The following is a 25219-nucleotide window of genomic DNA, read 5'->3' as shown; positions in this document are numbered from 1 at the left end:
CGATAAGTGGCAAGACTGAACGCAACACGGTTTTTGATCCTAAGATCTTTTATTGGGGAGAGAGGATCATCGGCCAGATGTGCGCCATCAGGGTGCTGCTCAATCGCCAATGTTAACCCAAAATCACGTAATACCTCCTGTCAGGTGGGTTGTGCAGGGTATGGAGAAGAAAAATGAAATTTGTAGATGAAGCGGTGATCCGCGTAGAAGCCGGTGATGGTGGTAACGGTACCGTTAGCTTCCGTCGTGAAAAATACGTGCCGAAAGGGGGGCCTGACGGTGGTGACGGTGGCGACGGCGGTGACGTCTATCTGCTGGCTGATGAAAACCTGAATACCCTGATTGATTATCGCTTTGAGCGCTTCCATGCGGCAGGGCGCGGCGAAAATGGCCGCGGTGGCAATTGTACCGGTAAACGCGGTGACGATCTGGTTCTGAATGTCCCTGTCGGTACCCGTGCGATTGACGAAGATACTGGCGAAACCATTGCTGACCTGACTCATCACGGCATGAAAGTGATGGTAGCGAAAGGCGGCTGGCACGGTCTGGGTAATACCCGTTTCAAATCATCAGTAAACCGCGCTCCGCGCCAGAAGTCGATGGGTACCAAGGGCGAGCTTCGTCACTTGCGTCTTGAGCTGCTTTTGTTGGCGGATGTTGGCATGCTTGGTTTGCCAAACGCCGGTAAATCGACCTTTATCCGTGCGGTATCGGCCGCGAAACCGAAAGTTGCGGATTATCCCTTTACCACCTTAGTGCCGAGCCTTGGCGTGGTGCGTGTCGCCGATAACAAGAGCTTTGTCGTGGCTGACATCCCTGGCTTGATTGAAGGGGCGGCAGAAGGGGCTGGTCTTGGCATTCGCTTCCTGAAACATCTTGAGCGTTGCCGTGTCCTGCTGCACATGATTGATCTGATGCCGGTAGATGGCTCTGATCCGGTCGACAATGCGTTCACGATCATTGAAGAATTGCAGCGCTACAGCGAAAAGCTGGCTGAAAAGCCGCGCTGGATCCTGTTTAACAAGATTGACCTGATGTCAGAAGAAGAAGCGCAGGCACAAATTGATCGTGTCCTTGATGCGCTGGGCTGGGATGAGCCGTACTACGCGATTTCTGCCATCAATAAAGGCAATACCCAGCAACTGACTTATGATTTGATGGAATTCATCGAATCCTTGCCCCCTGAGCTTGAACCTGAAGTGGCAGCAGAAGAAGCCAAAGTGGAATTTAAGTGGGACGATTACCACGAGCAGGAAATCAAGAAGCAGTCGAAATTTGATGACGATGATGACGACTGGGATGATTGGAACGAAGACGATTACGACGTGGAAATCATCTATCGTCCATAATCGGCATAAACAGAAACCGCCTTTTGGAAAGGCGGTTTTTTTTCGCCCAAATCAATGTAAAACCGGGGCTGGTCGCGTAAAACAGGGGAACCGTCCGTTTTGGGAGACAAAGAGGTGCAGGGGGCAATCTGGATGGATGAATCAACACAGCGTGAGGTGTCCAGACTGGTCAGTCATACCGGTCAAATGTTATTGCAGCATGGTGCAGAGAGTAAATTGGTCAGTGATATCTGTTGCCGGCTCGGGGAAGCGTTGGGGCTCGACAGTGTGGAACTTTCGCTGTCAGCCAGTTCGATGGTGATCACCACGATCACCCATCAACACTGTATTACCACGGCCAGACGTTGTCCGGATAGAGGCATTAACATGTGGGTGATCACTGAGATCCAGCGTATTCTTATTATGGCTGAAAAAGGGCTGCTGGATCGTGAAGGTGTCAAAGCGCGACTGTCACGCTTGTCACCAGACCGCTATAACCGCTGGCTGGTGGCTGTGATGGTAGGACTGGCCTGCGCCAGCTTCAGCCGGCTTTCCGGTGGGGACTGGGCAGTATTTGGGATTACCTTGCTGGCCTCTTTTGTCGGCATGTTGGTCAGGCAGGAAATTGCCCATCGCCATTTCAACCCGCTGCTGAATTTTGGTATTACCGCCTTTGTGACGACGTTGGTTTCTGGTGTGGGAGCCATGCATCATGTAGGGAATCAACCGTATCTTGCTATGGCCTCTTCGGTGTTGATGTTGGTGCCCGGTTTTCCTTTGATCAATGCGGTTTCGGATATGGTGAAAGGCTATGTGAACATGGGCATAGCGCGATGGGTATTTGCCAGCCTGCTGACTCTTGCAACGTGTCTTGGCATTGTTGGGGCCATGAATCTTACCGGCGTATGGGGGTGGTTATGAGTCTGCTGTTTGACCTGTTGCACAACATGCTGTTTGCCGCGATTCCTGCTATCGGGTTTGGCCTGGTTTTCAATGTCCCGGTCAAGGCCTTAAAGTACTGCGCTGTACTTGGAGCACTTGGCCATGGCAGCCGCTTTTTACTGATGCATTATGGAGTAGGTATTGAATGGGCAACGCTGGCTGGTGCAACCCTGGTCGGTATGATTGGCGTTTATTGGTCACAGCGGTTGCTGGCACATCCAAAGGTGTTTACGGTAGCTGCTATTATCCCCATGGTGCCGGGCGTATTCGCATTCAAAGCCATGATCGCTCTGGTGGAGATAAACAGCCTCGGATACAGCGATGCGCTCTGGGCGACCTTGATGAACAACGCCATTAAATCCCTGTTTATCATTGCGGCATTGGCGATAGGGCTCGCGATGCCCGGGCTTTTGTTTTACCGCCGTAAGCCGGTGGTGTAGCATGTCGTGCTGTTGGAAAATGAAGGATACCTGAGCCGATGAAGATCAGCATGATTGCCGCGATGGCAAAAGGGCGGGTGATAGGCAAAGACAACGCCATGCCTTGGCATCTGCCTGCCGATTTTGCCTGGTTCAAGCAAAATACCCTGGGCAAACCCGTGATCATGGGGCGTAAAACCTATGAGTCTATTGGTCGCCCTCTTCCCGGACGCCGTAACATCGTCATTAGCCGAGATGAAAGCTGGGCTGCGGAAGGCGTGGAAAGTGCCACCAGCATTGATGCTGCTATCGCGCTGGCCGGTGCGGTTGAAGAAGCCGTGATTATCGGTGGCGGTGCGATTTATACCGCCTGTCTGCCCCGGGCCGATAAACTGTACCTCACCTTTATCGATGCCGACATCGAGGGCGATACCTGTTTTCCTGATTGGGGGGAAGGCTGGTTAGAGGTTCAAAAAACCGCTTTTGTTGCGGATGAAAAGAACCGTTACAACATGGAATTTGTGGTGTTAGAGCGGGAGTAATCCCGCTCTGTATTCAGGCTGAATAAACCGGACAAGGGCGCGAAAACCGTTGCCCATCTTCCCATCTCACCATGGTCAGAGAGCCACCCCAGACACACCCGGTGTCGAGGCCAAGCAGGTTATTGGTCAACACGCCTCCCAGTGCTGCCCAGTGACCAAATACCAAGGTTTCTTTGATAGGACAGCGGTTTTTCATCGCAAACCAGGGGACTAAGGCATTATCTTCCACTTTTTCCGGTGGCAGCTTGCACGTCATATCCAGGCGACCGTCAGGGTCACAGAAACGCATCCGTGTCAACGCATTGATGATGTAGCGATACCTGTCTATCCCTTCCAGATCGTTTGACCACAACGATGGTTCGTTGGCATACATATTTTCCAGCAGCCAGACATAGCGATCACTTTGTAAAATTGCTTCTACCTCGTGTGCACACTGTATTGCGGTGTCCCTGTTCCAGCTGGGGGGGATCCCTGCGTGAGTCATGATAAAGCCAGGTGCACGGCTGTTGCTGTGTTCAACATGAATAAGCAATGGCTGATGGCGTAACCAATTCAGAAGTTCGTCCCGATCATCGGCCTCCAGAATGGGCAGGGTCTTGTCCTTGCTTTTGGGCTTCATGATCCCCTCTGACACGGCCAGCAAGTGCAGATCGTGGTTACCCAGAACGGTGTGGCCATGGTTGCCCAGAGACTTTACAAAACGTAATACGGACAGGGAGTCTGGTCCCCTTGCGACGAGATCACCGGCGATATAGAGATGATCCTGCACCGGATCGAAGTTGGCTTCCTCCAACAGGATTTTCAGATCGTCAAAGCAGCCTTGAATATCTCCGACAAGGTAAGTCGCCACGGGTGCTCCTAATGAAGAATGTTGGGAAGTGCCAGACGAAACGGTGAGATCTCAATATCAAACTCCTGTTCTTCAACGTCAATCATGGTGTAATGACCCTGCATCACGCCCACTGGTGTTTCCAGTATGGTACCACTGGTGTAGGTGTATGCGTCGCCTGACTCAATTAACGGTTGTTCGCCCACAACCCCTTCACCTTCAATCACCAGTTTTTTGCCATTGGCATCGGTGACTAACCATTTCCGGCGAAGGAGTTGAGCATGTCGCTCTCCATTGTTTTCAATGGTGATCGTATAGGAAAACACATAACGTTTTTTATCCGGCTCAGACTGCTCTTGTACATAATGCGTCTTCACTCGAACCATAAAATTGTTGTTTCTCATCCCTGAAGTGTTCCCCGAAATAATTATGGGTGGTTAGCATCCATCCAGTTTGCCAATGCGACAAATTGGGCCAGCGTCAGACTTTCCGGTCGCGCCGAAGGGTCGATGCCCAAGGACTCCATGGTGTCTGCGTCAATCAGTGATTTATAGCAGTTACGTACCGTTTTACGACGTTGGTTAAACCCTTCCCGGCAAACACGCTCCAGCCATTTCAGGCTGGTGGTTGGGTGTGGCAATTCCTTGTGTGGAACAAGGCGCACTACCGCAGAGTCTACTTTGGGGGCAGGTTTGAACGCAGAGGGTGGCACTTCCAGCACCGGTACCACTTTACAGTAGTATTGCGCCATCACAGTCAGGCGACCGTACGCTTTGCTGTTAGGGCCAGCAGCCAGACGGTTAACCACTTCTTTTTGCAGCATAAAGTGCATATCTTTTACTTTTCCTGCAAAGCTGAACAGGTGGAACATCAGTGGTGTCGACACGTTATAGGGCAGGTTGCCAAAAATGCGCAGCGGTTTGTCATCGGACGACAGTTGCGTAAAGTCGAACTTCATCGCATCGCCTTCATAGATGGTCAGTTTGTCTGCCAGTTCAGGGTGGTTACGCAGACGCTCGGCCAGATCGCGGTCAAGCTCTACCACACTCAGCTTATCGACTTCACGGGCAACTGGCTCCGTCAATGCGCCCAGGCCCGGGCCGATTTCCACCAGGTTTTCACCTGGCTGCGGATTAATGGCAGAAACAATGCCATCAATGATGTACGGATCGTTCAGGAAGTTTTGGCCAAAGCGCTTACGGGCGCGGTGACCAAGATGGACTTTATCGCTCATGCTTTCTTTTCTACTAATTCGAGGGCGTGGGATAGCGCTGTCCGCAGGCTTCCAGTATCCGCCGTTCCGGTACCTGCTAAATCCAATGCGGTACCATGATCTACTGAAGTTCGGATGAAAGGCAGACCAAGTGTGATGTTGACTGACTTTCCAAATCCTTTGAATTTTAACACAGGCAACCCCTGATCGTGATACATCGCAAGCACGGCATCAGCGTCTTTCAGGTATTTGTCCTGAAACAGGGTATCTGCCGGCAGAGGGCCAATAAGGTTGATGCCCTGCTCACGCAGTTTTTCAAGTGCAGGCGCAATGATGTCAATCTCTTCACGTCCCAGACAGCCATCTTCACCGGCATGGGGATTGAGGCCGCAGACATAGATGTTGGGTTCTGCGATACCAAACTTGGACTTCAGGTCATCGTTAAGAATACTAATTACCTGAAACAGCCTTTCTTCCGTGATCGCTTTGGACACATAGGCCAGGGGAATGTGTGTTGTTACCAGAGCGACACGTAACCCTTCGGTTGCCAGCATCATCACCACTTGTGGAACATTGGCATGGTGCTGGAAAAACTCGGTGTGACCACTGAAAGAAACGCCTGCACGGTTGATCACCCCTTTATGGACAGGGCCGGTGACAACGGCGGCAAACTCCCCCTGCATATTACCTTCTGCCGCTCTTGCCAACGTGTTCAGTACATAATGTCCATTGGCTTCGTTGAGCTGGCCTGCAACGACTTCAGCTTCCAGCGGTTCATCACAGACAACCAGTACACCGGGTTGATGGGGGTGAGGGGCAGCCTGCGGATCGTAATCCTGAAAACGGACATCAATACCCAGTTGTTTTGCCCTTGCTGCCAACATCTCTTTGTTGGCACAAATAACCAGCTCATGGGGCCAGTGATCGTGGGCCAGTGCGAGTACCAAGTCCGGGCCGATACCCGCGGGCTCGCCCGGTGTGATCGCAATGCGTTGTACATTAACTCTCTTCATTTAGGCTTCCTACCTGCTCCACATACGCACCTGCACGAAGTTCTTGAAGCCATGCCTGGACTTCTTCATTGAACTTACGATTTAACAGCATGCCGTACGCGCGGTTTTGCATCGCCGTATCAGTGCGGTCTGCCTGGCGGCGATCTAACACTTGTACAATGTGCCAGCCATGAACGGTTTTGAAGGGCTCACTGATCTCGCCTTCCGGTAAGGTATCGACTTTATCTTTGAACTCAGGCACATAAAGTTCAGAGGTTTGCCAGCCAAGATCGCCGCCTTTCACCGCAGAGCCTGGGTCAGCGCTGTATTGCTTCGCTAAATCCTCGAATGATTTCTCGCCTTTTTTAATCTGGGCGATCATTTGGTTGAGCTGGCGTTTCGCACCATCATCACTGAGCACAATGGAAGGTTTGATCAAAATGTGACGTGCCTTTACCTCTGTCACTGCCACGGATTTCAAGCCTTTTACATCGGTAATTTTCAGAATGTGATAACCCACGCCACTGCGGAAGGGGCCAATGATAGCGCCCTTACCATTATTTTTGATTTGATCGGCAAAGATCGTTGGCATTTCCTCCAGGCGCATCCAGCCCCAGTCGCCGCCCTGCAACGCTTTGGGGCCTTTTGAATTAGCCAGTGCCAGTGCAGCAAAATCGCGGCCGTCTTTCAGCTCTTTGACCAGCCTGTTGGCAGTTTCTGCGACGATTTCACGCTCTTCTTTTTCTGCCCCTTCATTCAGGCGCAACTGGATGTGGCTGAGGCGGTATTCTACGTTCTCAAGGTTTTTAGCATTCAGTTGTGATGCCAGCGATTCCACTTCCTGGGGAAGAATACTGATGCGTCGGCGTACCTGTGCATTACGCGCTTCGCTGATGGTCATTTCTCGGCGGATTTGATCGCGGTAGGAAGACCAGGAAATGCCATTGCGCTTTAACCGTTCTTGTAACTGGCTGACGGAGAGATTTCGTTCTTTGGCAATCGAATTAATCGCTTGCTCAAGACGTGTGTCATCGATCCGGATCCCGAGTCGTTTGGCTTCCTGGAGTTGCAGTTCTTCCAGGATGAGTTGATCAAGAATTTGTTGCTCTAACACGTCTTTTGGCGGCAGGTTGGCCTGATCAGCATTGAGTGCAACGGTTTTCTCCAGTGCATCGATATCACTTGACAGGATCACGCCATCATTAACCACAGCGACCACACGATCCAGCTCTGCCGGTGAAGCAGAAACAGATAGCGAGCTGGCAGAGATTGCTGCGGCCAGTAAAACTTTCGTCCATTTTTTCATGTGCTGTTCCAAAATCTCAATAGTAGGGTCAACAGCCCCTAGTTTTTCAGGCCAAACGGATTGCGGTAACCCAATGCGTTGCCACTTGCTGAGCTATAACCAAATCCTGCGTTTGCGCCAAGTCCAAGCAGGCTGAATGACAGACTGATGTTGTTGTCGTAACGTGCCTCATCATTGATATTACCGCGTGACAACAGGTATTCGTTGTAACTTAAACCTATCACCCAACAATCGGAGTGGTAGGTGATACCGAACTGGTTTTCCAGCATCAGGTCCTGGGTTAAATCATGAAAGTACTGCCCGCGGACAGTGACGCCGTCAGCAATGGGGAAACCCGTGACCAGACCCACCTGTGAAATGCCGTCTTCGGTGATCTGATCCAGATTGTTGAATCCCACGGTGCTGGCAATGTAGTCCTTGGCCACATAGCGGTAACTGGTCTGGGCAAAGATGCTGCCATCACGATATTCCAGCGTGGCATTGGCAAACTGGAGATCGTTGAGGTTGCTGTCGTATTCCATCGACCCACGGACAAACAGGTGGTCATTCAGGTTTAGCTCACTTTCAATCGCCCAGGCGGAATAGTTCAGCGAGGTATCTTGCTGATCAGCAAACCTGTCCAGATAATAAATCTGTCCAAATGCCAGATTAAACCGTTCTTTGTATCCGTTATCAAAAAAGCGGGTGGCGGCACCGACGGTCACCTGGTTTGCTGGATTGATATAATCCACACTGCTGTATTGGTTGGCACGAAACAGGCCATAGTAGTCGGTTTGCAAGCGTGCTGTGTCATAACCACCACCGGAGTAGTTCACCGGATTATAAATACCCGACTGGTCGACATCTTTGATATACAAATATTGTACCTGTGGCTCCAGTGTCTGGGTGTAAGGGGTATCGAAAAATGCGCCGTTACGCTCAAGTGTGACCATGGCATGCAACCTTGCCATTGGCACTGCACGGGAAACGGTTTCATCGAGCTTTTCACCGTTTACCCCGGTTACGCCTTTAATGTTCGACTGGTCATAATAGGTATAGAACACCTTGCCTTCTGCCGTGGCACTGAGCCAGGGCAGGTTATACGGTAAGACAACAGTGGGTTCGATATTGATTCGCAGGGCATCGGGCTTGCGGTTATCGTCTGTGGCGAATTTGCTGATTTGAGCGGGTATGTAAAAGTCCAACCCGTACCTGGTATCCGGGCGGTAGTAATTCATCGCCAGTTGTGGCAATAGACGATACACTGGCGTGTTTGGGCTCAATGGCTGAAAGTCACGGACGGTCAGTGTGGAATCCCAGTTCAGATCGCGGTACGAGACCTGGCCTGTTTGCAGTAATGTATTGTCTTCGCGGCTCCCCACACGTGAATCGGTATGGCGGTTAAAATACGTGAAGTCACTGACTTTGCTGTAGTCAATATCATAAAGCCAGTGATCCTGAATACCGGCATGACGCCAGTTAACGCCCCAGCTTTTATCAAACTCCGGGTAAAGTCTGTCACTCCCCATATACTCCAGTACCAAACTGCCTCTGCCATATTCGGTTAGGTAGCGGGGTTCCAGAGTCATAAACAGACCGCGGTTGGACATGTATCTTGGTGTGATAAGCATGTCTGCCTGAGGGTGAATATTCCAGTAAAACGGCGTTTCTAGCTCGAAACCGTCAGTATCATTCAAGCTCACAGATGGATACAGGAAACCAGTTAGCCGACCGTCTTCCACCGGAACCCTCAGGTAGGGAAGATAAAACACCGGGGTGTCCAACACCTCAAAACGGGCGTGGTACAGATTGGCGAAAATGTCCCCTTGTTCTTTTTCCAGCTTGCCAGCACTGAATCGCCAACTTTTATCATCATCAGGACACGTGGTGTAAGTACCGTCTTCCATTTCATAGAAAGTGGTGCCGTTTTTAAATACACGCTTTGCCTGACCACGGCCTGGCGTACACATCATTTTGTAGTAGGCTTCGGTCAGGGTTGTGTCTTCGTTGTCAAGATTGGTCTGCAGGGACTTTCCGGAAACCGCAATTTCCCCGTCATGGAAGTAAACGTTGCCATCCGCAGTGACAATATTTTCCGGTTGACGCAGTGTCGCTGTGTCTGCCTTGACGGTACGGTTGCCTTGCGTGACGACAACATCGCCACGGTAAATTGCCCGTTCGTTGGCTTTGGCTTCAGCGCTGTCAGCTTCAATTTTGATGGGTAAATTGTTGATATCTTCTGCTGAACCTTTGGCAGGGTTACAGCGATATTCTGGTGCAAGGCATTTCCCGTTAGGGAGCGTCAGCGGTTCTGTGCTGCCGTGAGTGACTTGGCTTTCTGTCGCCATGGCCTGGCCATGGAGGGCAAGGCAAATCATCAGAGATACTAAACTTCTGGCAGTCAGTGACATTAAAACTCAATCCTGTTGTTGTCTTACAGCACTGGTATACTCTTGCGCTGCGTCCTGGCAAATTTTTGCTGAAAAATGGGTGTTATGATAATGCAAATCATGCTTCTCGGCACCTGCTTGCTGGCTTAAACGAGATAAATTAATCAAATAGAGAATCAATCATGGCGGTTTGGGGAAAAGTATTGGGGGCATTCTTCGGCTTTCTGCTGGGTGGTCCATTCGGTTTATTGTTAGGCCTGTTTTTGGGCCATAAGTTCGACAAAGCGCGACAAAACGTGTCATTTGGCGCTGGCTTCCAGGGCCAAAGCCAGCAAGCCCGCCAACAGGCTTATTTTCATGCGACCTTTGCAGTGATGGGGCATGTTGCAAAAGCCAAAGGGCAGGTGACACAGAGCGAAATCCGCCTTGCGACAACCCTAATGGATCGCATGGGGCTGCATGGTGAGGCCAGACGCCAGGCACAGGATGCTTTCCGGGAAGGAAAAGATGCTACTTTCCCGTTGGAAGATACCCTAGAGGGAGTCAGGCGCAATTGTGGTGGCCGCTTTGACCTGCTCCAGTTTTTCCTGGAGGTGCAAATTCAGGCGGCCTACGCCGATGGCTCTATCCACCCGAGTGAGCGACAGGTGTTGTATACCGTCGCCAGCAGTCTGGGTTTTTCCCGCCAGCAACTGGAGCAACGTCTGGCCATGCAGGAAGCCGCGTATCAGTTCTACCAGCAACAAGGCGGTTACCATCAGGGGCAGCAACAATGGCAGTCAGGGTTTGGTGGCCCGAACGTTTCCGATGCCTACAAAATCCTGGGGGTGGATGAAACCGCCAATGCCCAGGCGGTTAAGCGTGCCTACCGTAAATTGATGAACGAACACCACCCGGACAAACTGGCCGCCAAGGGCCTCCCACCGGAAATGATGGAGATGGCAAAACAGAAAGCCCAGGAAATCCAGGCAGCCTACGATCTGATCAAGAAAGAAAAGGGCTTCAAATAAGCCCTTTCCCCTTAGACCAAATTCTGGGGGTGTCCTGCCACAAAGGCATTGAGGTTGTCGGTGAGCTGGTTGGCAAGCGCCTGGATGCTAGAATCACTGCCCCAGGCAACATGGGGGGTGAGGATAAGGTTTGGCATTCCCGCATGGGCTAATAGAGGATTACGCATGGTGGCGGGCTCCTCGGTAAACACATCTACCCCGGCACCTCCTATCACACCTTGTTTTAGTGCTTCAACCAGCGCCTGTTCATCCACCAAACCGCCGCGGCCAGTGTTAATCAAAATGGCCGTGGATTTCATTTTTGCCAGTTCTTGCTCGCCAATCAGGTGTCGGGTCGCGTCACTTAACGGAGAGTGCAGAGTCAGGATATCTGCACTCTCCAGTGCGCTATCGAATGATACATAGCCTTCACGGATAGATGCTGCACCTTTGCGCTCTGCACGGATCACTTTCATACCGACGGCGTTGGCCAGCGCTTCGACCGACTGCCCAAGACTGCCTGAACCAACAATGGCGAGTGTTGCACCCTGGATATCGCCGATGGGATGGGTGAAAAAGCAAAACTGGTTTTTCTCCTTCCAGACGCCAAGCTCGATATCACGGTGGTAGGCATTGAGATTGCGCCTTAATGCAAAGGCGAGGGCCATAACGTGTTCGGGTACTGAGCGGGTGGCGTAGCCACGAATGTTACATACCGGCAGGTTATGGGCTTTACACCATTCAAGGTCAACATTGTTGTAGCCGGTTGCTGCGACGGCAATCAGCTTCAGCGCAGGCAATTGTTTGAGGATCTCGCCACGGAGCACCACTTTGTTGGTGATGGCGATGGTCGCCGTTTTGAGCCTGTCGACAACCTGATCAGGTGAGGTTTCCTCAAAACTTTCCCATTGGTGGGGAAATGCGGGGGAGGGAATACGGATGTGGGCAGGGATAGTGGCGCTATCCAGAAAGACAATCTTTTCCATGGCGGACTTCCTTTTTCCGCCAGTGTAAAGCGGAATACCTGATTACTTCAATTGCAGCGGATCTGCTTTAATTCCCCGTTGCACCAGTGTGTCTCCCGGTGCCTGACGGTAAAAATCGCAAGGCGCTGCCAAATGCATGGGGTCTCCGCTACCTGGGTGCAGGAAACAAAGCTCACCAGCGTGAAGCTGGAGCCGCGGAGAGTATTTCTGTGCTTGTGGGGGGGCATAAAATTCATCCCCCACAATCGGGTGGTCAAGCGCCAGCATGTGCACACGAAGCTGATGGGAGCGGCCGGTGATAGGCAAAAGCCGCACCAGGGTAGTTTTCTTTTCGCGCTTAATGACCTCGTAATCGGTCACTGACGGTTTACCGTTTTCAAAGCACACCTTTTGTTTCGGGCGGTTGGGCCAATCACAAATCAGTGGCAGATCAACCCGGCCTTTCTCCTGCTCAACGTGTCCCCAGACGCGGGCATAGTAGAGCTTGTGGGTGACACGCTCACGAAATTGCGCCTTGAGGTGGCGTTCGGCCTCTTTATGCTTGGCAAACACAATCAGGCCGGATGTCGACATATCGAGCCGGTGCACCAGTTCAGCATCTGGATATTCTGCCTTGATGCGCGACCATGCGCTGTCATAGTGGGCAGGATCACGCCCCGGGTTGGTCAAAAGACCACTCGGTTTGTTGATAGCAATGATGTCGTCATCCTGATAGATAACATCCAGCCAGGGGGCTGTTGGCGGGTTATAGATAAAATCGCTCATGGTGCTGCTCGACGTTTAGACGGGCGGCAGTTTAGCATGCTGCTACGGAAAGAGAAGTCCGGTAAATAAACAAAGGCACTGCCGGAGCAGTGCCTTGTGTATGCCGTGTTGTGCGATTACTGGTGGCTGACCACAATCACGCGAAGCGCATCCAGATTGACCTGTGCCTGGTTGATGTAGCCGCGAAGTTCATCCATCTGGGTTTCAATCGCTTCCAGTTCATCGTCGCGGATGTTCGGGTTTACGGCCTTAAGGGCCTGCAGGCGATCCAGTTCGGCGCGCAGCTTCGACGTCATTTCCGCTTCCGCCGCTTCTTTGATAACGGCCAGTTGTTTTTCCGCCAGCGGGTCACCCATCTCAATCAGGCCATGGATCTGTTTTTGTACCGAAGACACCAGCTTGCTCGCCAGATGGCGGTTAACCGGGCTCAACTGACGGTGGAAATTTTCGAATTCCACCTGCGCCGCCAGATCGTTCCCTTTGGCATCCAGCAATACACGGATTGGGGTTGCTGGCAGGAACTGATGAATGCCTGAGCTTTTCGGTGCCTGCGCATCTGCCACATACAACAGCTCCAGGAATAGAGTGCCCACAGGCAGGGCTTTGTTTTTCAGCAGGGAGACGGCTGTGGTACCGACATCTTCTGATAGCAGCAGATCGATACCCCCCTGGATCATCGGGTGCTCCCAGCTGATAAAGTGCAGATCTTCACGAGACAGTGCCGTTTCGCGGTCGAACGTGATGGTGCAGCCTTCGCTTGACAGCCCCGGATAACTGGAGACCAGCATGTGCTCAGACGGTGTCACGACGATAGCATTTTCGCCCTTGTCATCCTGATTTAGACCTATGGTATCAAACAGGCCCAGTGCAAACGTCACCAGGTTAGTGTCACCATCGTGTGTACGGATCGTGTCTGCCAGTGCCTTGGCCTGCTCGCCGCCGTTGGAGTGCATCTCCAGCAGGCGGTCACGGCCTTTTTCCAGCTCTGCTTTCAGCCTGTGGTGCATCTCTGCACTGGTTTCAATCAGGGAATCCAGCGAATCGTCCAGACTGCCTTTGGCCAGCAGTTGCAACAATTCTTCCTGAACATGTTCAAACACGGCGCGGCCAGTCGGGCAGGTCTCTTCAAACGCGTTCAGGCCTTCGTTGTACCAGCGCGCCAGAAGTGCCTGCGAGGTGCCTTCCATGTAAGGGACATGGATTTCAATATCGCGACGCTGGCCGATACGGTCAAGGCGGCCGATACGTTGTTCCAGCAGGTCCGGGTTCATTGGCAGGTCGAACATCACCAACTGGTTGGCGAACTGGAAGTTACGGCCTTCGGAACCGATTTCCGAGCAGATCAGTACCTGAGCACCGGCTTCTTCCTGGGCAAAGTATGCCGCAGCCTTGTCGCGCTCCAGAATCGACATCCCCTCGTGGAACACCGTGCCGCGGATGCCCTCACGCTCGCGCAGTGCCTGTTCCAGTGACAGGGCAGTTTGTGCGCGGGAGCAGATCACCAGTACTTTTTCCTGGCGGTTTGACTTAAGCAGGCTCAGCAGCCAGTCGATGCGTGGGTCAAAGCCCCACCAGCTGGCGCTTTCGCCTTCAAATTGCTGGTAAATATCTTCGGGGTACAGCCACTGGATGGCTTTTTGTTCCAGCGATTGCTTGCTGCCGCCCATCATGGCCGCAACACGCATGGCGGTCTGGTATTGGTTTGGCAATGCCAGTGGATGCAGATTCAGGTGGCGCTGTGGGAAGCCCTGAATGGCTGCGCGGGTGTTGCGAAACAACACGCGACCTGTACCATGACGGTCCATCAGGTTATCAATCAGTTCATTACGGGCATCACGGCGCTGCTCTTCATCGATGTCGCTGGCTTCAATAATGCGTAGCAGTGGTTCCACGTCCTGCTCAGACAACAACTCCGTGATACTGTTTTTGGCCTCGTTACTGAGTTTTTCATCTGACAATAGCTGGCTGACAGCATCTGCCACCGGGGCATACTGTTTTTCTTCCTCGACAAACGCCTGGTAGTCGTAGAAACGGTCCGGATCCAGCAGACGCAGGCGGGCAAAGTGGCTTTCATGGCCCAGTTGTTCAGGCGTCGCTGTTAGTAGCAGTACGCCCGGGGTGTTTTCGGCAATGCTTTCAATTACCTGATATTCGCGGCTGGTTTTTTCTTCACTCCACTCCAGATGGTGCGCTTCATCTACCACCAATAAATCCCAGTCACCTTCCGCCGCTTGTTCGGCACGCTTGCGGCTTTTACGCAGGAAATCCAGTGAACACAGCACCAGTTGCGCAGTATCAAACGGGTTGTCGGCATCGGCAAACGCTTCAATACAACGCTCTTCGTCAAAAATGGAAAAATGCAGATTGAAACGGCGAAGCATTTCAACCAGCCACTGGTGTTGCAGGGTTTCTGGCACCACCACCAGGATACGGGACGCACGGCCAGACAATACCTGTTGGTGGATGATCATGCCAGCCTCAATGGTCTTACCCAGGCCCACTTCGTCGGCCAATAACACGCGCGGTGCATGACGGCGGCCCACTTCATGGGCGATAAATAGCTGGTGAGGGATAAGGCCAGCACGCATGCCGCAAAGGCCACGCAGTGGACTTTTGTGTTGCTCGTACTGGTTTTTCAGTGCGCGATAGCGAAGGGCGAAGCGGTCCATACGGTCGATTTGGCCGGCAAACAGCTTATCCTGTGGGCGGTTAAAGCGGATTTGGTGACTAAGGAAAATCTCGCGCAACGACACATTTCCTTCGCCGGTGTCAGTACGGGTACCGACATAGGTCAATACGCCCTTATCTTCGTCGACACGTTCAACGGTGAGAAACCAGCCTTCATGACTTTCGACAGTATCGCCAACGTTAAACATGACACGGGTAATAGGCGCATCGTTACAGGCGTAGAGCCGGTTTTCTTCACTGGCCGGGAACATCAGGGTCACGGTGCGCGCATCAATCGCAACAACGGTACCCAGACCCAGGTCACTTTCAGTATCGCTGATCCAACGTTGTCCGAGGGCGTAAGACATAGGAGAGAAACCTCTGGTTAAAGCTGACATAAATTGGCGTTGACGTACTTTGGGCGAACTAAAGTGTAGGCCATGATAAGTACGGAGAAAAAGGTTGCCAATGGTACTCGAACTTGTGAGCGGGGTCACGGTGAATGTGTGAAATTTGATGGGCATAACAAACAGGTAACAAATTCATGAAAATGTGGGGTGGTCGACGGGTAAACCCGCTAGTTTGTCTTACGATTAAGATGATGCAGGCGCCCGGTTTTCGGGCTGAGTGACTGTATTTCTCTGATTGCCGTGGCGTGTGGTTGGCTTACGGAACAGGGAAACACGTGGGATTCCCACTGCCTACGCAACCAAGGAGGTGCCTATGGGCGATGCCGATCGGAAATTCTTTGTGCTGGATACTAACATCCTGCTTCACGAACCTTTCGCCATCTATTCCTTTCAAGAGCATGACGTGGTCATACCGATGACCGTCCTCGAAGAACTCGACCGGATCAAAGACAGTAAACGTGATGTCTCTCGCGATGCACGTGTTGCGATCCGGGCCCTCGAAGATATTTTCAAAGATGCCACCCCAGACCAAATTGCCGAAGGGATCGTTGTCGGCAAAGAAGGCAGCACGGGCACCGTTTCGATTCTCGCTGACTATCAGATTAAAGAGACGGTACAAGCGTTCGCTGACAAGGCCGGGGATAACCGAATCCTGAATGCGGTGCTTCACCTTCAGGCCAAACGCTCTCCCCGAAAAGTAGTGTTGGTGACTAAGGACATCAACATGCGTTTACGGGCGAAAGGCGCGGGTGTACGAGATGTTGAAGATTACCGTACAGACCAGTTGATTGATGATGTCAGCCTGCTGACCAAAGGCTTTCAGATCTTTGACGGTGGATTCTGGGACAAAGTCGGTCAGGTTGAAACCGAAAACAGTGGTCGTACTACGCTGCATACCCTTCCGCGAGAGTTGGCGGATACGACGTTTATCAACCAGTATTTGCTGGATGAGAGCGATGATTTTGCCGGACGTGTGGTTGGCCTGACTGACACGGAAATGACCATCAAGGACATCAGCCGTGAACGCTTGATGCACCGTGAAGCCTGGGGGGTTCGACCGAAAAATATTTATCAGGGCATGGCGATGGATGCCTTGCTCGATCCGAATGTGGATTTGGTCATCCTGACGGGGCCAGCGGGCTGTGGTAAAACCATTCTCGCTATGGCGGCAGCCCTCGAGCAGGTGGTCGAAAAGGGAATGTATGACAAGATCATTGTCACACGTAATACGCCGGAAATTGCGGAGTCTATTGGCTTTCTGCCCGGCACTGAAGAAGAGAAAATGCTGCCCTGGCTGGGGGCGGTGACAGACACGTTAGAAGCACTGCACAAAAATGATGAGTGTGCGGATGGCTCAATGCGTTACATCATGGATAAGGCTAATCTGCAGTTCAAATCCATCAACTTTATGCGCGGTCGCTCAATCCAGAACGCGTTTGTGCTCTTGGATGAGTGCCAGAACTTAACCGCTTCTCAACTGAAGACCATTATTACGCGCTGTGGCGAGGGGACTAAGATTGTATGTTCCGGTAATCTGGCGCAAATCGACAGCCCTTACCTGACGCCCGTAACCTCCGGGTTAACCTATATCGTCGAAAGATTTAAGAACTTTGAGGGCAGTGCCTGTGTTTACCTCAATGGTGTGGTGCGCAGTCGCCTGGCAGAGTTTGCTGAAGAAAACCTCTAACCTGAACTAAGCAAATACAGGCTGCTGACGGCAGCCTGTGTTTTCGTTGGTGCATCATGCCCAGTGATGTTCGGTAAGCGTCTTGCCTTCTCCGCTGTTCGTATTCAGATTGCTGGCTGTGGGCTTATTGGCGCGCATGCGTGTCGTCGCAATTTGCACTAACCCTTCTCCGTTTTCCCCGTCATAAGGGTAGCTGGCAGTGCCTGCACTGAAAGTGAGCGGTACCTTTTGTTGGTCGATATACAATAGGCTAAGTTGCAACATTTTTTGCAGTTGTTGCAGTTTACGCTGTGCCTGACTGCTGTCGCTAAGTTCAAACAGGATAGCAAACTTACCGCCACTCAACCTGGCATAAAGTGTGTCACGAGGGAGTTGTAGCCTTAGTTGGGTTGCCAAATGTTTCAGTGCCATGTCTCCGACATCCTGGCCATAGTTTTCATTGATCTGTTTGAGACGATCAATGTCCAGCACGGCAACCACATAAGGTGACAGTGAAAAGCGTTTTTCACTCAGGGCGGCAAAAAACTGGTGACGGGTTTTGGCACCGGTCAGGGGGTCGTTTTGGGTCGCACATTCTAATTGTCGTTTAGAGTCCTTGAGGGCTTTGATTGCGTTTTTTAGCGCTACCGTCCGGTTTTTCAGCAAGCAGTGGTAAAAGAGCAACCCTACGGTAGCAATGATCAATAAGGCAGTAAAAATCAGATATTGTAACGTTTTGTCCAGCCAGGACTGAGTCGAATGTTGCTTATTCTGGGGTAGCCATTTGTTGTAGATAGCCTCAACGTCTTCCTGAGTGATGTTATCCAGGCCACGCTCAATCTCTGCAACCATCGCCAGTGCATCTTTGCTGACTGCAAAGTGCAAAGGGAACGAATACAGTGTCTGGCGTGGAGTGAACAGCCCCCGGTGACCGGAATGACGCATCTCGTATAATGCGGTGTTCAAATCATCAATGAACACGTCGATTTCTCCACGGTAAGCGGCATCATTCAATGAACTGAAAGTAGGGAACAGGCGAATGTTCTGCTCAGGGATGCGGGACTGCAAAAAAGCGTGCTTTGTGCTGTCTTTAACAGTACCAATAACGGTCGAGTCCAATGCATGCAAAGCATCGAATGGCAGATCTTTTTGAACGAACAGGTTGACCTTGTAGTCTTTTAGCGGAAGTTCCCGGGAAAAGGTGAGTGTTTTCGCCCGATCACTGGTATATCCCAGCGCACCATGTACGACGCCAGGTGTCGTCCTTACGTAATCGAGTGAGTCGCTCCACGGCTTTAATTCGAAGGTAATAGCAACATTGTTGACATTGCCATAAAGGCGCCAAAAGTCGACCATGATGCCATCAGGTTCTCCCAACCCATTGATAAATGAGAAAGGCTGCCACGTTGAAGAGCCAGTAACGATCAGCCTTTGGGTTTCAGCACATGTGAATGGGGAGAGCAAAAAAAGGACTGACGTCAGCGCAAGGGAAACAAGCTGGCGGAGTGTGTACATAAATGAACTCGGATGAATCAACTTGTCTGGATTATCTGTCTGAGATTATACGCAATCCTTTGTGCGCAGGGAAACGATTAGTCGAACCGTTGTCAATCGTTAACTGTCTGTGAAAATGATGAATATTTCGCAAATATAACGCCGCCTTTGCGGCGGCGGGTAAATGGTCATGACAGTTAAAACAGTTCGACATCGTCTTTGGGTTTCAGCGATTTAAGATCACCGGAGGCGATCAGATCTTCATAAAATGCGACCTGATTACGGCCGTTCTGTTTGGCTTTGTACAATGCCTGATCAGCAAAGCCCAGGACAGTTATTGCATTCAGTTCTTGATCGCTGATGGCCGCAGCGCCCATCGAGATAGACACTTCTTTCGCCTGGCCGTAATCACGTTTGTTCACGGCGTCAATAAACTCACAGACCGTCGCTTCCATCTCTTCCCGTGACTGAGGATGCATGATGACCACAAACTCATCGCCACCGTAGCGGAACAGGATATCCTCATCGTGAAATATCTTTTTCATCATAGCGGTGACCAGCAGGATAACCTCATCCCCGAACACATGGCCCAGAGCGTCATTTATCTGTTTAAAATGGTCAATGTCGAAGATACATACCCAGTGGTGATGGGTCGGATCGTCGATGATGCTGGTGCCCTGGATCAGGAATCGGTCGAGCAGCAGGTCAATTTTGGTCGTTAGCACCTTGCGGTTGTACAGGCCGGTTAAACCGTCCCGTTCGCTGGCGGAAATGATCTTCTGGTAGTTTTCGTAAATTTTTGCCAGCCCTTCAATCAACTGAACTTCATCACCTTTCAGCTGAGCGGCCTTGCAAAATATGATGGCATGGATTTCATCTTTCTCGCCGTAGCGGATTGGTGAGGCTAACAAGGACTGGTTTTCATCTGTGCAATACTCAACCACGTTTTCACCTGAAAGCACACAGTTGCGCAGCACCCGCTCTATGGCATCCTTTTCTTCCTCAAAGAGAAAGATGTCCGAGCATGCGACGACCATAAACTGCGGGTTTGCTTCAGCATTGTAATCCAGCACTAAAACCTGGTTCGCCGATGTTAGCTGCAAGACAGTGGTAATGAGGCTCTCGGAAATCGTATCGGACTCTGTCTGGGCTGTAATATCGACCACCGAGTCCAGTACATCAATACTGGTAACAGTCACAATCGCATCTCTCTTATGGGTTGAGTGTCTTAAAAATAAGTATAGATGCGGTTAGTTGATGCGCAATATTTGTCCAGTCCGGCCCGTTTAACGTTATGAAAGGTAGGGCTTTATTGTGTCATTTGGGGTGGTAAGTTCTTCAATATCAGCGTGATAAATCACTTTTCCCCCGTCGATAAACAGCACCTTGTCGGCAATCGCCAAAGCATCTTCCGGATGATGGGTCACCATCAGGATTGTCGTGCCCTGACTGGCTGCCAGATTTTTTACTTCCTTTAGCATGTCGCGGCGAAGGGAAGGGTCGAGCGCAGAAAATGGTTCATCCAACAACAGGAGAGGACGGTTACGAACCAGACTGCGTGCCAGCGCGACACGTTGTTTCTGGCCACCGGAGAGTTCGCCGGGCAGGCGCTGCAGGTAATCACCAAGCCCTACTTTATTGGCGGCCTCTACAATGCGTGACTTATCCACCTCAGTGATAGCCAGTTTAGGGCTGATACCCAGGGCAATATTGTCAAAGGCACTCAGGTGACTGAACAGGTTGTGTTCCTGAAACAGGATGGACAGTGGCCGTTCGTGGGAGGCGTTGTGGGTGAAATCATCACCGTCGAATGAGACAGAACCGCCATGGGGCGGGAGTAATCCGCAAAGCAAAGAGAGCAGGGTGCTTTTCCCTGCTCCGCTGGGACCAAGGATGGCTGTGATGCTGCCCGGCTTTGCGGTAAACGTGAATGTCAGCATCTCCGTCTGGTACAGATAGGAAAGATCACGAACGTTCAGCATAGGTTTTTCCTGCAATAAGTTTCTCTATCAGGGCATAGCTGCCAAGGCTGAGGGCAAAAAGGATCAGGGAAGCTGCGGCTGCCGCGTCCATTTGATAACTTCCCATCAAGTGGAACAAATACAGTGGCAGCGTCTGGAAGGCCTGACTGCCCACCAGAGCAATGGCGCCCAAATCGCCGGTAGAAAGCACAAAACTGATCCCAAGAGCACGGCCAATCGGGCTTTTGAGGGCACGCCATTCCACAAGTTTCAGTCGTGCCAGCCCTTTCACACCGAGACTGCTACACAGATTCTGATATTGCTGGGATAACTGGAAAGCTGGCGCACTCAGGGTTTTGACTACATACGGCAGTGCCATCAGGGTGTTTACCGCAAGCACCAGACCAAACGGCGAGCTGAACACATCGATATGTTCGCGCAACATGAGAAACAGGCCGGTGCTGAGTACCACACTGGGCACCACCAGAATCAATGACGCAGTCATCTCAATGCCATCGGCGCGCTTCCTTTTTCCATTCAGACGCCAGAAACGGCTGGTCAGCACGATAGCACTGCCCAGCACAAACGCGGATAGCGCAGCACCTGCGGCGAGCGTGACAGAATTGGCGGTTGCCTGCCACAGAGCCGGCTGGGTGAGGATACGCAGGGCGCTGGGGTTAATACCGCCGAGTACCACCATCGCGAGTGGAGGCACGACAAAAAGCACGGCCAGACCAATCCAGAAGGTGTCCCAGACTTTTTCTGCCGGAGTGTCGAGCAGGGAAGGCAGTAACACCGTACTGTCCTTGCCCTGTTGTGAGACCGGACGTGCCAGTTTCTGGATACCAACATGGAACAGGCCACAAAGCAGTAATTGCCACAGCGCCAGCAGCGCACCGGTATGTAAATCAAAATCAAAGCGGATGGCCTGATAGATAGCCAGTTCAATGGTGGTGGCACCGGGGCCGCCACCGAGCGCCATCACGGTGGCGAAACTGGTAAAGCACAGCATAAACACCAGACCGACAGTGTGCGGCAATTGCTGGCGAAGGTAAGGCCATTCCAGTAGACGGAAGCGGTGCCAGCCCCGCATTCCCAATTGTTGGGCGAGGCGTTGTTGATCGCCTGGGATCTGCTCCAGTGCCTGAACCAAAAGCTGGGTAGAAAAAGGCAGGTTGAAGAACACATGCGCCAGCAAAATACCGGATAGGCCGTAGATGTTGACGTTCCAGTTTAGTCCCAGCGCCGGAAGCCATTCCGACAGCACGCCGCTTTTGCCATAAATCGCCAGGATGCCGAAAACGCCAACCAACACTGGCAGAACCAGTGTCATGGAAAACAGCTTTAACAACAGGCGTTTTCCCGGAAACTGGCGGCGTGCGAGTGCATGGGCAACCGGAATAGCCAGCCCTACAGACAGCAGTGTGGAAAGTACGGCCTGTTTGAGGCTGAACAGGGTTACGTGCTGAAGATAAGGATCGTGCCAAAGCGAGGCAACATCAAGAGATGGTGCCTGAACAAGCAAAGAAAACAAAGCGGTGCCAATCAGCACCGCTACCATTAACGCCGACAGGATGCCGGGCCAGGTTCGGGACGGGTTTAACACGATTTCTCTACTACTTAATACGGGTTATTTCACCAGTGCTGATTGCCACTCACGAATCCAGGTTCGGCGGTTATCGGCCACGTTTTCAGGGGTGAACTGCAGGCTTTTTGCCGGAACCGAAAGGGTATCGAAACCCGCTGGCAATGCGATGTCTGTAACGGGGTACATCCACTGGCCAGTCGGTACGGCATTTTGGAAGCCGTCACTTAAGATAAACTGCATAAACTGATCGGCCAGCGCCTGTTTTTCCGAGCTTTTCACTTTGGCCGCCACTTCTACCTGCATATAGTGGCCTTCAGCAAAGTTGGCGCTGCTGAAGTTCGGGTTTTCTTCCGCAATCAGGTGGTAAGCCGGAGAGGTGGTGTAAGAGAGCACCAGATCAGACTCGCCCTCAAGAAACATATTGTAGGCTTCTGACCAGCCTTTGGTGACAGTGACCGTTTTCTTCGCCAGTTGTTGCCATGCCCCTGACACATCATCGCCATAGACAGATTTCATCCACAGCATCAGACCCTGTCCGGGGGTTGAAGTACGGGGATCCTGATAGATAACCGAAATATCATCCCGCTTTTCAACCAGCTCTTTCAGGCTTTTTGGCGGATTTGTCAGTTTGGTTTTATCGTACACAAACGCGAAGTAGCCGTAGTCATAGGGAACGAATGTTTGACTGCTCCAGCCCTCAGGCAAGGTTACCGACTTGGTGTCTACATTGTGGGTTGCCAGCAAGCCGGTTTTTTCCGCTTCGGCCATCAGGTTGGTATCCAGCCCCAGAATCACGTCTGCCTTGCTGTTTTTACCTTCAAGGCGAAGGCGGTTGAGAATGGTGACGCCATCTTCCAGTGCGACCAGATTCAGGGTGCAGTGGCACTCAGCCTCAAAGGCTTTTTTGACCGCAGGGCCCGGGCCCCAGTCCGCCGCAAAGGAGTCGTAGGTGTATACCGTTAAGGTATCGGTTGTCTCTGCCAGCGCGGGACCTGCCATGGTCATCGCCAACATCAGCGCAGAAATCGAAGTTTTCATGTTTGCCTCACATCAATGTGCGGCGAGGTGTGAGGGTCAGTCAGCGGGTGCCTGGGACATCTCATTCCTACGCCAGCATTATCTGGTTCAGGTACATGGGTTTAGCAGGTGCAATCTCAGCCGACGGTGTCAGCTCCCCATGAGATGTCTTCCATTGTAATCATCACTCTGATGATTACCAATCCTTCTTATGGCTGGTTCAACGACCAGTCGTAATCGTAGTTGATTTTTCCACGCCAACCGTGAAGTCTGTCACCTTCACGATACTGGTCGATAGCCTTCAGGATAGCCTGCTCGTTGTTACCGAAATCCACACCGTACCACTCATAAATCGATGAGAGGGTCAGCGTATCGCCATCAATCCGGGCGCCTTTGTCGCTGTTGGTAAACTGTTTGGCGGCTTCTTCCAGCAGTGCTTCGCTGTTGTCTGCCGAAAAGGCAGTCTTCGACAGGTTTGGACAACCTAGGCTGGCACAGTTTACGGCATAGTGAATGCGTGCATCGTTCCAGATCGGACGCAGGATCCGGTGTTCTATATCATTCAGGGTCAGGGATTGACCAGCGATCTGGGTGATTTTGTCATCCCAAGGGCCAAAGCTCAGAAAGCCCCCCAGCTTGGTAATGGACTGGATAGGGTACTCATCAAGGATCAGCTTTACAGTCAGCGCGTTGTAGAGGTTAACCCAGTACGCAAACTGCTCATTTTTGTTGTAACTGCGGGGATCCAGAGAAGCCATGTCAGTCAGATACTGGCTGAGTAACGCTTTATCCGCGTTGTTGACGCCGCTGTAGTCAAACAGGTTATGCTGGCCTTTCTCAACCAGGTACTTATCCAGGATCTGTTGCCAACGGGCGTGATCAATGCTGGCAGCGTTGGACTCATTGCTGCTGTTCCAGATGGGCCATAAGTCGCTTTTGGGCGCTGCAAATGCGTGGCTGGTCAACAACAAAAGCGCGGCTGTACAAGCGGTTAAAATATTTCGCATCATCCTTTCCCTAAAAAAAATATTCCTGAGTTTAAGACCCATCAACCCCGTATTTTCTTTCTGATACGACGAAAAAGCCGACTCGATGAGCCGGCTTATTCATACTTTGTCTGCTATCACGCCAAAAATGCTGGGATCTTACTTTCGTACTCTGCGATCTTTTCTTCGTGTTGCAGCGTCAGACCGATACTGTCGAGGCCATTGAGCAGGCAATGACGTCGGAACGCATCGATTTCAAACGTGTATGTTTTGCCACCGGCAGATACAGTTTGTGCTTCCAGATCCAGCGCGATCTCGGCGCCTTCGTTAGCTTCCACAAACGTAAACAGCTCGTCGACTTCCGCTTCGGTCAGCTTCACCGGCACCATCTGGTTGTTGATGGAATTACCGTAGAAGATGTCGGCAAAGCTTGGCGCGATCATCACTTTAAAACCGAAGTCTGCCAGTGCCCATGGCGCGTGTTCACGAGACGAACCACAGCCAAAGTTTTCACGTGCCAGCAGCACGCTTGCGCCTTGATAGCGCGGCTGGTTCAGCACGAATTCCGGGTTATCCTGCTCGCCGGCTTCGTCCAGAAAGCGCCAGTCGTGGAACAGGTGTTGACCAAAGCCGGTGCGGGTGACTTTCTGCAAAAACTGCTTGGGAATGATGGCATCGGTATCCACGTTGGCTGCATCCAATGGTGCCACCAGGCCGGTGTGTTGTTTAATTCCTGACATGGTGGGCTCC

Annotated in this window: 22 protein-coding genes and 1 riboswitch; of the genes, 6 read left to right on the top strand and 16 right to left on the bottom strand. The window is 51.8% G+C overall.

The features are described 5' to 3' along the window. Positions 1-173 precede the first annotated feature (173 nt). The 4 genes from cgtA (at position 174) to folA (ending at position 3231) form a co-directional block, all read left to right on the top strand. Positions 174-1349 (top strand): Obg family GTPase CgtA, encoded by a 1176-nt coding sequence (gene cgtA, locus VHA_RS10630; RefSeq protein WP_005504087.1) that lies wholly within the window; start codon positions 174-176, stop codon positions 1347-1349. Positions 1350-1481: 132 nt separating this feature from the next. Further along, positions 1482-2249 (top strand): threonine/serine exporter family protein, encoded by a 768-nt coding sequence (locus VHA_RS10625; protein ID WP_040528645.1) that lies wholly within the window; start codon positions 1482-1484, stop codon positions 2247-2249. Further along, entirely contained in the window at positions 2234-2710 is a 477-nt protein-coding gene (locus VHA_RS10620; RefSeq protein ID WP_172465022.1) for a threonine/serine exporter family protein, read from the top strand. Before VHA_RS10625 ends, VHA_RS10620 begins: the two co-directional genes overlap by 16 nt. 38 nt (positions 2711-2748) lie before the next feature. Beyond that, the gene (gene folA, locus VHA_RS10615; protein ID WP_005504083.1) at positions 2749-3231 is read left to right on the top strand and encodes a type 3 dihydrofolate reductase; all 483 of its coding nucleotides are present in this window, start codon (positions 2749-2751) and stop codon (positions 3229-3231) included. 13 nt (positions 3232-3244) lie between these two features. Here folA and apaH read toward each other — a convergent pair whose 3' ends face one another. Genes apaH through lptD form a run of 6 tightly spaced genes read right to left on the bottom strand, consistent with a single transcriptional unit; the run spans position 3245 to position 9961 of the window. After that, positions 3245-4081: a bis(5'-nucleosyl)-tetraphosphatase (symmetrical) ApaH gene (apaH, locus tag VHA_RS10610; protein ID WP_005504081.1), complete on the bottom strand. Its 837-nt coding sequence runs from the start codon at positions 4079-4081 to the stop codon at positions 3245-3247. 8 nt (positions 4082-4089) lie between these two features. Then, on the bottom strand, positions 4090-4464 hold the full coding sequence (apaG, locus tag VHA_RS10605) for a Co2+/Mg2+ efflux facilitator ApaG/CorD (RefSeq protein ID WP_005504079.1): 375 nt from the start codon (positions 4462-4464) through the stop codon (positions 4090-4092). A 23-nt stretch (positions 4465-4487) separates the two neighbouring features. Next, the gene (gene rsmA, locus VHA_RS10600) at positions 4488-5294 is read right to left on the bottom strand and encodes a 16S rRNA (adenine(1518)-N(6)/adenine(1519)-N(6))-dimethyltransferase RsmA (protein ID WP_005504077.1); all 807 of its coding nucleotides are present in this window, start codon (positions 5292-5294) and stop codon (positions 4488-4490) included. Beyond that, on the bottom strand, positions 5291-6286 hold the full coding sequence (gene pdxA / locus VHA_RS10595) for a 4-hydroxythreonine-4-phosphate dehydrogenase PdxA (RefSeq protein WP_005504075.1): 996 nt from the start codon (positions 6284-6286) through the stop codon (positions 5291-5293). Before pdxA ends, rsmA begins: the two co-directional genes overlap by 4 nt. Continuing rightward, the gene (surA, locus tag VHA_RS10590) at positions 6273-7583 is read right to left on the bottom strand and encodes a peptidylprolyl isomerase SurA (RefSeq protein ID WP_081456018.1); all 1311 of its coding nucleotides are present in this window, start codon (positions 7581-7583) and stop codon (positions 6273-6275) included. Before surA ends, pdxA begins: the two co-directional genes overlap by 14 nt. A gap of 26 nt (positions 7584-7609) precedes the next feature. After that, complete coding sequence (gene lptD / locus VHA_RS10585) at positions 7610-9961, bottom strand: LPS assembly protein LptD (RefSeq protein ID WP_005504072.1); 2352 nt, start codon at positions 9959-9961, stop codon at positions 7610-7612. Positions 9962-10122: 161 nt separating this feature from the next. Here lptD and djlA point away from each other — a divergent pair, with 161 nt between their 5' ends. Then, positions 10123-10950 carry a co-chaperone DjlA gene (gene djlA / locus VHA_RS10580; RefSeq protein WP_005504070.1) on the top strand — a complete coding sequence of 276 codons (828 nt, stop codon included), beginning with the start codon at positions 10123-10125 and terminating at the stop codon, positions 10948-10950. 11 nt (positions 10951-10961) lie between these two features. Here the strand turns inward: djlA and VHA_RS10575 are convergent, their stop codons facing one another. From VHA_RS10575 to rapA, 3 genes are all read right to left on the bottom strand, one after another. Further along, complete coding sequence (locus VHA_RS10575) at positions 10962-11915, bottom strand: D-2-hydroxyacid dehydrogenase (protein WP_005504069.1); 954 nt, start codon at positions 11913-11915, stop codon at positions 10962-10964. A 42-nt stretch (positions 11916-11957) separates the two neighbouring features. Further along, the gene (gene rluA / locus VHA_RS10570; RefSeq protein ID WP_005504067.1) at positions 11958-12680 is read right to left on the bottom strand and encodes a bifunctional tRNA pseudouridine(32) synthase/23S rRNA pseudouridine(746) synthase RluA; all 723 of its coding nucleotides are present in this window, start codon (positions 12678-12680) and stop codon (positions 11958-11960) included. A gap of 116 nt (positions 12681-12796) precedes the next feature. Next, entirely contained in the window at positions 12797-15715 is a 2919-nt protein-coding gene (rapA, locus tag VHA_RS10565; protein WP_005504065.1) for an RNA polymerase-associated protein RapA, read from the bottom strand. Positions 15716-16070: 355 nt separating this feature from the next. Between rapA and VHA_RS10560 the strand changes: the two genes are divergently transcribed. Then, positions 16071-17444, top strand: coding sequence for a PhoH family protein (locus tag VHA_RS10560; RefSeq protein ID WP_005504064.1), 1374 nt, complete (start codon positions 16071-16073; stop codon positions 17442-17444). 54 nt (positions 17445-17498) lie between these two features. Here the strand turns inward: VHA_RS10560 and VHA_RS10555 are convergent, their stop codons facing one another. The 7 genes from VHA_RS10555 to leuD form a co-directional block, all read right to left on the bottom strand. Further along, on the bottom strand, positions 17499-18938 hold the full coding sequence (locus VHA_RS10555) for a transporter substrate-binding domain-containing diguanylate cyclase (RefSeq protein ID WP_005504063.1): 1440 nt from the start codon (positions 18936-18938) through the stop codon (positions 17499-17501). A 176-nt stretch (positions 18939-19114) separates the two neighbouring features. Next, positions 19115-20116, bottom strand: coding sequence for a GGDEF domain-containing protein (locus VHA_RS10550; protein WP_005504062.1), 1002 nt, complete (start codon positions 20114-20116; stop codon positions 19115-19117). Positions 20117-20209: 93 nt separating this feature from the next. Further along, positions 20210-20899, bottom strand: coding sequence for a thiamine ABC transporter ATP-binding protein (gene thiQ, locus VHA_RS10545; RefSeq protein ID WP_005504061.1), 690 nt, complete (start codon positions 20897-20899; stop codon positions 20210-20212). After that, positions 20883-22484, bottom strand: coding sequence for a thiamine/thiamine pyrophosphate ABC transporter permease (gene thiP, locus VHA_RS10540; RefSeq protein WP_040528643.1), 1602 nt, complete (start codon positions 22482-22484; stop codon positions 20883-20885). The genes thiQ and thiP overlap by 17 nt, the downstream gene beginning before the upstream one ends. A gap of 24 nt (positions 22485-22508) precedes the next feature. Further along, positions 22509-23504 (bottom strand): thiamine ABC transporter substrate binding subunit, encoded by a 996-nt coding sequence (gene thiB / locus VHA_RS10535; protein WP_005504054.1) that lies wholly within the window; start codon positions 23502-23504, stop codon positions 22509-22511. Between the two features lie 47 nt (positions 23505-23551). Continuing rightward, a riboswitch (TPP riboswitch) is annotated at positions 23552-23654 on the bottom strand. A gap of 38 nt (positions 23655-23692) precedes the next feature. Further along, on the bottom strand, positions 23693-24493 hold the full coding sequence (locus VHA_RS10530; protein WP_005504053.1) for a DUF547 domain-containing protein: 801 nt from the start codon (positions 24491-24493) through the stop codon (positions 23693-23695). A 113-nt stretch (positions 24494-24606) separates the two neighbouring features. Continuing rightward, entirely contained in the window at positions 24607-25209 is a 603-nt protein-coding gene (gene leuD, locus VHA_RS10525) for a 3-isopropylmalate dehydratase small subunit (protein ID WP_005504052.1), read from the bottom strand. Positions 25210-25219: the final 10 nt, after the last annotated feature.

Origin of the sequence: Grimontia hollisae CIP 101886, from assembly GCF_000176515.1 — a bacterium.
GTDB lineage: Bacteria > Pseudomonadota > Gammaproteobacteria > Enterobacterales > Vibrionaceae > Enterovibrio > Enterovibrio hollisae.
Note: the sequence above shows the minus strand (reverse complement) of the source record. Positions and strands in the feature narration are given on the sequence as shown.

Excerpts from the sequence above, each read along its gene's own strand:
- cgtA (WP_005504087.1), top strand. The coding sequence starts at position 174 with ATGAAATTTGTAGATGAAGCGGTGATCCGCGTAGAAGCCGGTGATGGT.
- VHA_RS10625 (WP_040528645.1), top strand. The coding sequence starts at position 1,482 with ATGGATGAATCAACACAGCGTGAGGTGTCCAGACTGGTCAGTCATACC.
- VHA_RS10620 (WP_172465022.1), top strand. The coding sequence starts at position 2,234 with ATGGGGGTGGTTATGAGTCTGCTGTTTGACCTGTTGCACAACATGCTG.
- folA (WP_005504083.1), top strand. The coding sequence starts at position 2,749 with ATGAAGATCAGCATGATTGCCGCGATGGCAAAAGGGCGGGTGATAGGC.
- apaG (WP_005504079.1), bottom strand. The coding sequence starts at position 4,464 with ATGAGAAACAACAATTTTATGGTTCGAGTGAAGACGCATTATGTACAA.
- rsmA (WP_005504077.1), bottom strand. The coding sequence starts at position 5,294 with ATGAGCGATAAAGTCCATCTTGGTCACCGCGCCCGTAAGCGCTTTGGC.
- pdxA (WP_005504075.1), bottom strand. The coding sequence starts at position 6,286 with ATGAAGAGAGTTAATGTACAACGCATTGCGATCACACCGGGCGAGCCC.
- lptD (WP_005504072.1), bottom strand. The coding sequence starts at position 9,961 with ATGTCACTGACTGCCAGAAGTTTAGTATCTCTGATGATTTGCCTTGCC.
- djlA (WP_005504070.1), top strand. The coding sequence starts at position 10,123 with ATGGCGGTTTGGGGAAAAGTATTGGGGGCATTCTTCGGCTTTCTGCTG.
- VHA_RS10575 (WP_005504069.1), bottom strand. The coding sequence starts at position 11,915 with ATGGAAAAGATTGTCTTTCTGGATAGCGCCACTATCCCTGCCCACATC.
- rluA (WP_005504067.1), bottom strand. The coding sequence starts at position 12,680 with ATGAGCGATTTTATCTATAACCCGCCAACAGCCCCCTGGCTGGATGTT.
- rapA (WP_005504065.1), bottom strand. The coding sequence starts at position 15,715 with ATGTCTTACGCCCTCGGACAACGTTGGATCAGCGATACTGAAAGTGAC.
- VHA_RS10560 (WP_005504064.1), top strand. The coding sequence starts at position 16,071 with ATGGGCGATGCCGATCGGAAATTCTTTGTGCTGGATACTAACATCCTG.
- VHA_RS10555 (WP_005504063.1), bottom strand. The coding sequence starts at position 18,938 with ATGTACACACTCCGCCAGCTTGTTTCCCTTGCGCTGACGTCAGTCCTT.
- thiQ (WP_005504061.1), bottom strand. The coding sequence starts at position 20,899 with ATGCTGAACGTTCGTGATCTTTCCTATCTGTACCAGACGGAGATGCTG.
- thiB (WP_005504054.1), bottom strand. The coding sequence starts at position 23,504 with ATGAAAACTTCGATTTCTGCGCTGATGTTGGCGATGACCATGGCAGGT.
- VHA_RS10530 (WP_005504053.1), bottom strand. The coding sequence starts at position 24,493 with ATGATGCGAAATATTTTAACCGCTTGTACAGCCGCGCTTTTGTTGTTG.
- leuD (WP_005504052.1), bottom strand. The coding sequence starts at position 25,209 with ATGTCAGGAATTAAACAACACACCGGCCTGGTGGCACCATTGGATGCA.